Raw genomic sequence first — 11,328 nt, 5'->3', positions numbered from 1 at the left:
CGAAACGTTCGTCGTTTGCAGTTAGTTTTTTTTCCGAAGATTAACGAGGATCAGAACCTCGACATGCCCTGCCACGCGTCCGAACCCATGTCGAAACCAATGCAGCCCCAAGCCTCCTATTTTAGGCGCTCCTGAGATATTGCAAGAGGTCTTTCGGCGAATCGATGTGCAAATGTGCATTCCAGCGCGAAATATCGCTCTGTTGGCCCAAATAACCGTAGGTGGCCGCCACAGTGCCCATGCCCGCAGCCAGGCCTGCGACGATGTCGCGCTCGTCATCACCCACGTACACGCAAAGCGCCGGATCGATCGACAACCGGCGCGCCGCCTCAAACAAAGGCTCTGGATGCGGTTTGGCGTGTGGTGTGGTGTTGCCGCTGACAATGGTGCCAGCGGTTGCAAAAAGGGGCATGACGGATGTCAGGGGATCGGTAAAGCGGCTGGCCTTGTTGGTCACCACGCCCCAAGGCATGCCTTGCGCCACCAAGCGGGCGATCATCTCCACCACCCCATCAAAAATGCGTGTGCGCTCGGTCATGGCGCTTTCGTAATTGACAAAAAATTCTTCCTTCATCACGTCATAGTCGGGGTGATCGGGCGCCATGCCAAAGGCAATGCCCAACATGCCGCGTGCCCCCGCGCCCGCCATGGGTCGGTAATGCGCAAGCGGCAATGAGGTCAAGCCACGGTCGGTGCGCATTTTGTCCGCTGCTGCACCCAAATCGGGGGCGCTGTCAATCAAGGTGCCGTCCAAGTCAAACAAAACGGCTTGTGCATGGTAGAACATGTTCAGGCTTTCTGGCAGGCCAACAAGTAATTGACGCTGGTGTCTTGGTTGAGCCAATAGCGCTTGGTGAACGGGTTGTACGCCATGCCTTTAAAGCCTTTCACATCCAGCCCTGCAGCACGGGCCCATGCGGTGAGTTCACTGGGTTTGATCAGGCGGGCAAATTCGTGCGTGCCTTTGGGCAAAAGTTTGAGGATGTACTCCGCACCGACAATGGCAAACAAAAAAGATTTGGGATTTCGGTTGAGCGTTGAAAAAAACACCCAGCCGCCGGGTTTGACCATTTGCGCACAGGCTTGGACCACCAGGGCAGGATCTGGCACGTGTTCCAGCATCTCCATGCAGGTGATGACATCAAACTTCTCTGTTTGCTCAGCAGCCAGGTCTTCTGCACTGATTTCACGGTACTCAATACCCTTTGTGCCGGCTTCCAATGCATGCAGCTGCGCCACTTTGAGGGATTTGGTGGCCAAATCGATGCCCAATACCTGAGCGCCTTTGCGAGCCATGGCATCGGCGAGAATGCCGCCTCCACAACCCACGTCGAGCACCTTCAAACCCGTCAAGGGCACCAGACCGTGTATCCATTCCAAACGCAAAGGGTTGATTTGGTGCAGCGGCCGAAACTCACTTTCGGGATCCCACCAGCGGTGGGCCAATTCAGAAAATTTGGCAAGCTCTGCCGGGTCAACATTGGGTGTTTGGGTCGTCATGCCCCCGATTGTCGGTGAACACGCAGGGTGGTCTGATCGACAGGCAAAAAAAAGCCCCATTGCTGGGGCTTTTGCGGCAATCCAAAAATGGATTACTTGTTAGAGCGTGTACCCACCACTTCGATTTCGACGCGACGGTTCTTCGAGCGGCCTGCAGAGGAGCTGTTGTCAGCCACTGGCTGCTTTTCGCCTTTGCCTTCGGTATAAACGCGGTTCTTTTCAATGCCTTTGGACACCAAATAGGCTTTCACAGTCTCAGCACGCTTGACCGACAACTTTTGGTTGTAAGCGTCAGGCCCTGTTGAGTCGGTGTGGCCCACGGCGATGATGACTTCCAAGTTGATGCCCTTGACTTTGCCAACCAAATCGTCGAGCTTGGCTTTGCCTTCGGCTTTCAAAACAGATTTGTCAAAATCAAAGAAAGCGTCGGCTGCGTAAGTCACTTTTGTGGCAGCAGCAGGAGGGGGAGCAGCTGGACGTTGTGCAGCAGGCGCGGGAGCGGGTGCAGCTGCAGGAGCGGCGGGTGCAGCTGCTGGAGCGGCAGGTGCAGCAGCACGTGCTGGAGGAGCGACAGCGGGCTTGGCAACAATGGCACCATCGCAACCAGCAGCGGCAGTGGCGGGTGTCCAGTTGGCATCACGCCAGCACAGTTCGTTGGTGCCGTTTTTCCAAACCAGGTCACCGGAGCCATTGCGCCAGTTGTCAACGGTTTGAGCTCCAGCCGCGGATGCGAGGGCTGCAGTTGCCAGCAGCATTGCCACTTTGTTCAGTTTTTTCATGGTCTTCCTTAAAAGGGGATAAAGCCGCAGACTCACTGCGAAATGATGACGCTGCAGGTGAACATCAACTGCGGCGTTGCTCAGAATTGTGCCATAGAGACAACTCAGCTCAGGTAAATGGCAGGCGGACATGGAGGCGATGAATGGAAATGCATTACAAATGTTGCATGGACGCGACACTGGCTTGCACATAAAATGCTTTGTTTACAGCGCTTCACACCTTTCAAACATCCATGACCCAGTTCGCCAAAGAAACACTGCCCATCAGTTTGGAAGAGGAAATGCGGCGCAGCTACCTCGATTACGCCATGAGTGTGATCGTGGGCCGCGCACTGCCCGATGCTCGCGACGGCCTCAAACCCGTGCACCGCCGGGTCTTGTTCGCCATGCACGAGTTGAACAACGACTGGAACCGTCCTTACAAAAAGTCGGCCCGTATTGTGGGTGACGTGATCGGCAAATACCACCCGCACGGCGACCAGTCGGTGTACGACACCATCGTGCGCATGGCGCAAGATTTTTCCATGCGCCACATGCTGGTAGACGGCCAGGGCAACTTCGGCTCGGTGGACGGCGACAACGCCGCTGCCATGCGTTACACCGAAATCCGTTTGGCCAAAATTGCCCACGAAATGTTGGGCGACATCGACAAAGAAACGGTGGACTTTGGCCCCAACTACGACGGCTCTGAAAAAGAACCTCTGGTTTTGCCCTCGCGCTTGCCCAACTTGCTGATCAACGGCTCGGGCGGTATCGCGGTGGGCATGGCCACCAACATCCCGCCGCACAACCTGAACGAGGTGGTGGATGCTTGCCTGCATTTGCTGCGCAACCCAGAAGCCTCGATCGACGAGTTGATGGAAATCGTGCCTGCGCCCGACTTCCCGACGGGCGCCATCATCTACGGCATGACTGGCGTCAAAGACGGCTACCGCACGGGACGCGGCCGCGTGGTCATGCGTGCCAAATGCCACTTTGAAGACATCGACAAAGGCCAACGCCAGTGCATCGTGGTCGACGAGTTGCCCTACCAGGTCAACAAGAAAACCTTGCAAGAGCGCATGGCCGAGCTGGTGCACGAAAAGAAAATCGAAGACATCAGCCACATCCAGGACGAGTCGGACAAGTCGGGCATGCGCCTGGTGATTGAGCTCAAGCGTGGCGCTGTGCCCGAGGTGGTGCTGAACAATTTGTACAAGCAAACGCAGCTGCAAGACACTTTCGGCATGAACATGGTGGCCTTGATCGACGGGCAACCCAAGCTGTGCAACCTGAAAGACCTGATCCAGGTCTTCTTGCAGCACCGCCGCGAGGTGGTGACACGCCGCACCGTGTTCGAGCTGCGCAAAGCGCGTGACCGTGGCCATGTGCTGGAAGGCTTGGCCGTGGCTTTGGCCAACATCGACGACTTCATCGCCATCATCCGGGGCGCGCCCACGCCGCCCGTGGCCAAGGCCGAGCTGATGACCCGCGCTTGGGACAGCCAAATGGTGCGCACCATGCTGACCCGCGCCCGCGATGACGGCTCGACCATCAACGCCGACGATTACCGCCCCGAAGGCTTGGAGCGCGAATACGGATTGGGCCAAGACGGTCTGTACCGCCTGTCGGACACGCAAGCGCAAGAAATTTTGCAAATGCGCCTGCAGCGCTTGACCGGTCTGGAACAAGACAAGATCGTGGCCGAATACAAAGAGGTCATGTCCGAGATCGAAGACTTGCTGGACATCCTGGCCAAGCCCGAGCGCGTCTCCACCATCATCAGCGACGAACTGGGCTCTGTGCGCCAAGAGTTTGGTCAAACCAAAGCCGGTGCCCGCCGCAGCGAGATCGAACACAGCGCGCAAGACCTGTCCACAGAAGACCTGATCACCCCCACCGACATGGTCGTGACCTTGTCGCACAGTGGCTACATCAAGAGCCAACCCCTGAGTGAATACCGCTCACAAAAGCGCGGCGGCCGGGGCAAGCAAGCCGCAGCCACCAAAGAAGACGACTGGATCGACCAGCTCTTCATCGCCAACACGCACGACTATTTGCTGTGCTTCTCCAATCGGGGCCGTTTGTACTGGCTCAAGGTCTGGGAAGTGCCTGCCGGGTCGCGCGGCTCACGCGGTCGCCCGATTGTCAACATGTTCCCGCTGCAAGAAGGCGAAAAGATCAATGTGGTGCTGGCCCTGACCGGTGAGGCCCGCACCTTCCCGGACAACCAGTATGTGTTCATGGCCACCTCCATGGGCACCGTCAAGAAAACATCGCTGGACGAATTTTCAAACCCCCGCAAAGGCGGCATCATTGCCGTCAACCTGGACGAAGGCGACTTCCTGATTGGCGCAGCCCTCACAGACGGCCAGCACGATGTGATGCTGTTCAGCGACGGCGGCAAGGCCGTGCGTTTTGACGAGAACGACGTGCGCCCCTTGGGCCGAAGCGCACGCGGCGTGCGCGGCATGATGATCGAAGACCACCAAAGCGTGATCGCCATGCTGGTCTCGGAACAAGAAAACCCCGATGCGCCTGCCGATGAAGTCAAAGCCCGCGCCAGCGTGCTGACGGCCACCGAGAACGGTTATGGCAAACGCACCAGCATCACCGAGTACACGCGCCACGGCCGTGGCACCAAGGGCATGATCGCCATCCAGCAGTCTGAGCGCAACGGCAAAGTGGTGGCCGCCACCTTGGTGCAAGCCGACGACGAGATCATGCTGATCACCGACACCGGCGTTTTGGTGCGCACCCGCGTGGCCGAAATCCGTGAACTGGGCCGCGCCACACAAGGCGTGACCTTGATCGGTCTGGACGAGGGGGCCAAGCTGTCGGGCTTGCAACGCATTGTGGAAAACGACGCGAATGTGAACGAGGGTGAAGCCGGTGATGCCGATGCAGCAGCGGACGACAGCGCACCTGCAACGGAATAAGTGATGGGGCGCGCCTACAACTTCTCGGCGGGTCCCGCCGTCATGCCCGAGGCCGTGCTGCAACAAGCTGCCTCAGAGATGCTCGATTGGCACGATGCACAAGGCCGTTCCTCTGGCATGAGCGTGATGGAAATGAGCCACCGGGGCAAAGAGTTCATTGGCATTTACGAGCAGGCCGAAGCCGATTTGCGCGATTTGTTGGCCGTGCCAGCCCATTTCAAAATCTTGTTCATGCAAGGTGGTGGCCTGGCCGAAAACGCCATCGTGCCGCTGAACCTGTCGCAAGGCGGGGCCATGGACTTTGTGCTCACGGGCAGCTGGAGCCAAAAGTCACTGAAAGAAGCGGCCAAATACGGCACAGCCCGTGTGGCGGCAAGCAGCGAGGCAGATGGTTTCACCACCCTGCCTGCGCCTGCCACTTGGCAAATCGGCGCTGACAACCGCTATGTGCACATTTGCAGCAACGAGACCATCCACGGTGTGGAGTTTCAAGAACTGCCCGACCTCAAAGCTCTGGGCTGTGATGCGCCATTGGTGGTGGACTTTTCTTCGCATGTGGCCTCACGCCCGGTGGACTGGTCGCGGGTCGGCCTGGCCTTTGGCGGCGCACAAAAGAACCTGGGGCCTGCAGGCCTGACCTTGGTCATCTTGCGCGAAGACCTGATCGGCCACGCCCTGGCGCATTGCCCCAGCGCTTTTGATTACAAACTGGTGAGCGACCACCAGTCCATGTACAACACGCCGCCGACCTATAGCATTTACATCGCAGGCTTGGTGTTTCAGTGGCTCAAAAAGAATGGTGGCATTGCGGCCATGCAAGCGCGCAACATCGCCAAAGCACAGCTGCTGTACGACTTCCTCGACGCCTCCAGCTTGTATGAAAACCGTGTGGCCAAAAACTGCCGCTCGCGGATGAACGTGCCGTTTTACCTGCGCGACGAAACGCGCAACAAGGCCTTTTTGGCCGGGGCCAAAGCCGCCAACTTGCTGCAACTCAAAGGCCACAAATCGGTGGGTGGCATGCGCGCCAGCATCTACAACGCCATGCCCCTCGAAGGCGTGCAGGCGCTGGTGGCCTACATGCGTGATTTTGAAAAGACCCAGGCCTGAAATCGGCCCCACTGAAAGACTTCTGGACATGAGCCAACAACCCATTCAGTCGGATGCCCTGGGCGCTTTGCGGGTGCAGATTGACGCGCTGGACAAACAACTGCTCAGCCTGCTGAACCAGCGCGCCCATGTAGCCGAACAAGTGGGCGAGATCAAACGCGCCGAAGGCTCGCCCTTCTTTCGGCCCGACCGCGTGGCCCAAGTCATCGACAAAATCACCCAGGCCAACCCCGGCCCGCTCAAGAACGAACACGTCGCATCCATCTGGCGCGAAATCATGTCGGCCTGCCTAGCCCTCGAAGCGCCACAGCGCGTGGCAGTGTTGGGCCCCCAAGGCACGTTTTGCGAACAAGCCGCGATTGAGTTTTTTGGCAGCGCGGCCAACCTGATTTATTGCGCCAACTTCGACGAGGTGTTCCACGCCACCGCCGCAGGCACCGCCCAATACGGCGTGGTGGGCATGGAAAATTCCACCGAAGGCGTGGTGGCCCGTTCGCTTGATTTGTTCTTGCGCTCGCCGGTGCATGTGGTGGGCGAGGTCAGCCTGCAAGTGCGCTTCAATTTGTTGCGTCAACTCAATTCAGATGCTGGCATTGAGGTGGTCATGGCCCACCCCCAAGCGCTGGCCCAGTGCCAAGGCTGGTTGTCCAAACACCTGCCGCATGTGGAGCGCCGCGCTGTGTCGAGCAATGCCGAAGGGGCCCGCTTGGCGGCCACCAACCCGGCTTGGGCAGCGCTGGCCAGCGAACGCGCGGCCAGCCAGTTTGGCCTGCACATCGTGCACCACGCCATCCAGGACGAGGCCTTCAACCGCACCCGCTTTGCCGTGATCGCCCTGCCCCAAACCTTGGCCACGCCACCGGCCTCTGGCAAAGACTGCACCAGCTTGGTGGTGTCGGTGCCCAACCGCCCGGGCGCGGTGCACGACCTGTTGGTGCCACTCAAGAACAATGGCGTGTCGATGACGCGTTTTGAGTCGCGCCCCGCCAAATCGGGCCAGTGGGAGTATTACTTCTACATCGACCTGCAAGGCCACATCAGCGAGCCGCATGTGGCCGCTGCCTTGCAAGAGCTGCAGGGTCTGTGCGCCTTTTACAAGGTGCTGGGTTCTTACCCCGTTTCAGAATAACCTCCGAGTGAGCGCACGGTGAAATTCCAACGCCTGGCCCTGATTGGCTGCGGCCTGATGGGCGGCTCGTTTGCGCTGGCTTTGCGGCAAGCAGGTCTGGTGCAGCACATCACAGGGTTCAGCGCGTCTGAAAAAACCCGCCAACGCGCGCTTGAGCTGGGTGTCATCGACCAAGCCTGCAGCAGCGTGGCCGAGGCGGTGCAAGGTGCAGACCTGGTCTTGCTGGCGGTGCCCGTGGGCGCGATGCAAGCCAGCTTTGCTGCCTTGCAAGGCAGCCTGTCACCCAGCGCCTTGTTGATGGACGTGGGCTCCACCAAATGCGATGTGGTCGCAGCAGCCCGTGCCGCCTTGGGCGAACGCCTGCATTGCTTGGTCCCCGCCCACCCCATTGCAGGCAAAGAGCTGGCGGGCATCGAGCATGCTGAAGCCACGCTCTACCAAGCGCGCCGCACCATCCTCACACCTTTGCCACAAAACAGCATCCGCCAAATCAAAATGGCGAGCGAAGTCTGGACGGCCATCGGCAGCCATGTGAGCCACATGACGCCCGAAGCGCACGACGCCACCTTTGCCGCCGTCAGCCACCTGCCTCACCTGTTGGCCTTTGCGGCAGTGAATGCACTGACCGCCCAGCCGCAAGCTGCGGCGTTTTTGGAGATGGCAGGCCCTGGCTTTCGGGATTTTTCGCGCATCGCCGCCAGCGACCCCGCCGTCTGGCGCGACATCTTGAGCGCCAACCGCTCGGAAGTGCTGACGCAAATGACCCACTTTCGCCGCGCAGTCGACGCATTTGAAAACGCCTTGAAACAAGGCGACACCGCTGCGCTGCAGCAGCTGATTCAACAAGCCAGCGATGTGCGCTCGGCCTGGGCCCTGCAAGCGGGCAAGGCTTGCAACACCGCTTCTGAAGACTGAAACATGTTCTCCACCGCCTTCCTTGACCTTCCGCCTCTGCAAGGCGCATCCGGCACCGTCACCCTGCCCGGCTCCAAAAGCATTTCAAACCGCGTGCTGCTGCTCTCAGCACTGTGCCAAGGCACCACGGTGGTTCATGACCTGCTGGACTCGGACGACACCCGCGTCATGCTGGCCGCGCTGCGCCAACTCGGCTGTGGCGTTGAAGTGGCGGGCACCACGGTGACCATCACCGGCCTGGGTGGCCGCACATGGCCAACAGAGGCGATTGCTTTTTTCATGGGCAACGCAGGCACGGCCATGCGCCCGCTCACCGCAGCATTGGCTGTGCAAGGCGGCGACTTCACCCTCAAGGGCGTGCCACGCATGCACGAGCGCCCGATTGGCGACCTGGTGGACGCGCTGCGCGAGCTGGGCTGCGCCATCGACTATCTGGGCAACGAGGGCTTTCCGCCTTTGCACATTGGCCAGCCTGCGCTGAAGCTGGACAAGCCCATCCCCGTGCGCGGCGATGTCTCCAGCCAGTTCCTCACCGCATTGCTGATGGCGCTGCCGCTGGCTGCGCAAGACCGCGCCATCACCATCGAGGTGGTGGGCGAACTCATCAGCAAGCCCTACATCGAGATCACGCTCAACTTGCTGGCGCGCTTTGGCATTGCGGTGGAACGCCAAGGCTGGGCGCGCTTTGTCATTCCCGCAGGCAGCCGCTACCAGTCACCGGGCAGCATCCACGTCGAGGCCGATGCGTCGTCAGCCAGCTACTTCATCGCTTTAGGGGCCATCGCTCAAGGTGAGGGCATCCGCATCCAGGGCGTGGGCGCAAACTCCATCCAAGGCGACATCCGCTTCATGGACGCGGCCGCGCAAATGGGCGCGCACATCACCAGCGGCCCCAACTGGCTGGAGGTTCAGCGCGGTGCATGGCCGCTCAAAGGCATCACGCTCGACTGCAACCACATCCCCGACGCGGCCATGACGCTGGCCGTGATGGCGCTCTTCGCCGACGGCCCGACCACCCTGCGCAACATCGCCAGCTGGCGCGTGAAGGAAACCGACCGCATCGCGGCCATGGCCGCCGAGAGCCGCAAATTGGGCGCCACGGTGGAAGAAGGTCCGGACTGGATCACCCTCCACCCACTCAAGCCAAGCCAGTGGCAACGCGCCAGCATCCACACCTACGACGACCACCGCGTGGCCATGTGCTTTTCGCTGGCCGCCTTCAACCCAGACCAAGTGCCGGTGCGCATCGAAGACCCCCAATGCGTGGCCAAGACCTTTCCCGATTACTTCGAGGCCCTGTTCTCGGTGGCGCACACGGCGGCCGCCAATATCCCGGTGATTTGCATCGACGGCCCCACGGCCTCGGGCAAGGGCACGCTGGCCAGCCGCGTGGCCTCTGCATTGGGCTACCACTACTTGGATTCGGGCGCGCTTTACCGCGTCACGGCCCACGCCGCGCTTCAAGTCGGCCTGACGCTGGAGGCGGCCGATGAAACCGCGATTGCAGAGCTGGCCCGCCGCTTGCCGGTGCGCTTTGAAGGCGAGCAGGTGCTGCTGGGCGGCATGGATGTGACCGATGCCATCCGCAGCGAGCAAGGCGGCATGAACGCCTCCAAAGTGTCGGTGTTGCCTGCGGTGCGCCAGGCTTTGGTGCAACTGCAGCACAGCTTTCAGCGCTTGCCGGGCCTTCTGGCCGATGGCCGCGACATGGGCACCGTGATCTTCCCAAATGCCCCTTTGAAGGTGTTTTTGACCGCCAGCGCGGCACAAAGGGCCGAAAGACGGCATAAGCAGTTGATTTTGAAGGGTATTTCGGCTAACATCGACACTCTTCGCGCTGACTTGCAAGCGCGTGATGCCCGGGACATGTCCCGCAGTGTCGCGCCCTTGTTGCCAGCGCAAGATGCCTTGCAACTGGACAACTCGTCCTTGACCATCGAAGCCTCGGTGGAACAGGTGATGGTCTGGTGGCAAAGTCGGCAAGTTTTCGGTTGATCGACAAAAGTTGACCCGCCGAAAACAGCCACCCCAGCCCGCCCTGTGCAGGCTGGCCTGAAGTTCCACCCGGCTCTCCTCGTGCAGCTTGCACATTGGCCAGGTGGTTTTTTAAAAACCAACCGCGGCTCACGCCGCACAAGCAATCGCCACTGTCAGCTCCTGCTAACGACGCATGTCGCGCTCGTCAGTCCTGCACCTGTGGATGAGGAAATCACATGTCTGAATCATTTGCCGCCCTGTTCGAAGAATCTCTGACGCGCACCGAAATGCGCCCAGGTGAAGTCATCACCGCTGAAGTCGTGCGCATCGAGCACAACTTTGTGGTGGTCAACGCCGGACTCAAGTCCGAGTCCTACGTGCCCCTTGAAGAGTTCAAGAACGACCAGGGTGAAATCGAAGTCCAAGTGGGCGACTTTGTCTCCGTGGCCATCGGCTCCATCGAAAACGGTTACGGCGACACCATCTTGTCGCGCGACACCGCCAAGCGCTTGGCTTCTTGGATGTCTTTGGAAAAAGCCCTCGAGTCCGGCGAGTTCGTCACCGGCGTGACCAGCGGCAAAGTCAAGGGTGGCCTCACGGTGCTGGTCAACGGCATCCGCGCATTTTTGCCCGGCTCTTTGGTCGACACACGTCCCACAAAAGACTTGTCACCCTATGAGAACAAGACCCTGGAATTCAAGGTCATCAAACTCGACCGCAAGCGCAACAACGTGGTGTTGTCACGCCGCGCTGTGGTGGAAGCCTCGATGGGCGAAGAGCGCGCCAAGCTGATGGAAACCTTGCGCGAAGGCTCCATCGTGCACGGTGTGGTCAAGAACATCACCGAATACGGTGCATTCGTGGACTTGGGCGGCATCGACGGCTTGCTGCACATCACCGACATGGCATGGCGCCGTGTCCGTCACCCCTCTGAGGTGGTCACGGCCGGTCAAGAAATCACCGCCAAGATCCTCAAGTTCGACACCGAGAAAAACCGCGT

General features: G+C 59.9%; 9 protein-coding genes and 1 other RNA gene. 6 read left to right on the top strand and 4 right to left on the bottom strand.

Going from position 1 to position 11,328, the window contains the following annotated elements; translation table 11 throughout:
* From ssrA to ompA, 4 genes are all read right to left on the bottom strand, one after another.
* Window positions 1–109, bottom strand: a transfer-messenger RNA (tmRNA) gene (ssrA, locus tag ACIQ39_RS15970); the annotation flags it as partial.
* 12 nt (window positions 110–121) lie between these two features.
* The gene (locus tag ACIQ39_RS15965; RefSeq protein WP_396435592.1) at window positions 122–787 is read right to left on the bottom strand and encodes an HAD-IA family hydrolase; all 666 of its coding nucleotides are present in this window, start codon (window positions 785–787) and stop codon (window positions 122–124) included.
* A gap of 2 nt (window positions 788–789) precedes the next feature.
* Complete coding sequence (ubiG, locus tag ACIQ39_RS15960) at window positions 790–1,500, bottom strand: bifunctional 2-polyprenyl-6-hydroxyphenol methylase/3-demethylubiquinol 3-O-methyltransferase UbiG (protein WP_396435591.1); 711 nt, start codon at window positions 1,498–1,500, stop codon at window positions 790–792.
* A 92-nt stretch (window positions 1,501–1,592) separates the two neighbouring features.
* Window positions 1,593–2,279, bottom strand: coding sequence for an outer membrane protein OmpA (gene ompA / locus ACIQ39_RS15955; RefSeq protein WP_396435593.1), 687 nt, complete (start codon window positions 2,277–2,279; stop codon window positions 1,593–1,595).
* Between the two features lie 233 nt (window positions 2,280–2,512).
* On the opposite strand from ompA, the gene gyrA reads away from it, so the two are divergent.
* The 6 genes from gyrA to ACIQ39_RS15925 all read left to right on the top strand — a co-directional run.
* Window positions 2,513–5,197, top strand: a complete 2,685-nt coding sequence (gene gyrA / locus ACIQ39_RS15950; protein WP_396435590.1) for a DNA gyrase subunit A — start codon at window positions 2,513–2,515, stop codon at window positions 5,195–5,197.
* Between the two features lie 3 nt (window positions 5,198–5,200).
* The gene (serC, locus tag ACIQ39_RS15945) at window positions 5,201–6,307 is read left to right on the top strand and encodes a 3-phosphoserine/phosphohydroxythreonine transaminase (protein WP_396435589.1); all 1,107 of its coding nucleotides are present in this window, start codon (window positions 5,201–5,203) and stop codon (window positions 6,305–6,307) included.
* A gap of 28 nt (window positions 6,308–6,335) precedes the next feature.
* Window positions 6,336–7,436, top strand: coding sequence for a prephenate dehydratase (pheA, locus tag ACIQ39_RS15940; protein WP_108331352.1), 1,101 nt, complete (start codon window positions 6,336–6,338; stop codon window positions 7,434–7,436).
* Window positions 7,437–7,454: 18 nt separating this feature from the next.
* Complete coding sequence (locus tag ACIQ39_RS15935) at window positions 7,455–8,351, top strand: prephenate dehydrogenase (RefSeq protein ID WP_396435588.1); 897 nt, start codon at window positions 7,455–7,457, stop codon at window positions 8,349–8,351.
* Between the two features lie 3 nt (window positions 8,352–8,354).
* Window positions 8,355–10,346 (top strand): bifunctional 3-phosphoshikimate 1-carboxyvinyltransferase/cytidylate kinase, encoded by a 1,992-nt coding sequence (locus tag ACIQ39_RS15930; protein ID WP_396435587.1) that lies wholly within the window; start codon window positions 8,355–8,357, stop codon window positions 10,344–10,346.
* Between the two features lie 218 nt (window positions 10,347–10,564).
* Window positions 10,565–11,328, top strand: a 764-nt coding sequence (locus ACIQ39_RS15925) for a S1 RNA-binding domain-containing protein (RefSeq protein WP_396435586.1), incomplete at its 3' end; no start/stop codon positions are given.

Origin of the sequence: Limnohabitans sp. (assembly GCF_044361645.1) — a bacterium.
Classification (GTDB): Bacteria; Pseudomonadota; Gammaproteobacteria; order Burkholderiales; family Burkholderiaceae_C; genus Limnohabitans_A.
Note: the sequence above shows the minus strand (reverse complement) of the source record. Positions and strands in the feature narration are given on the sequence as shown.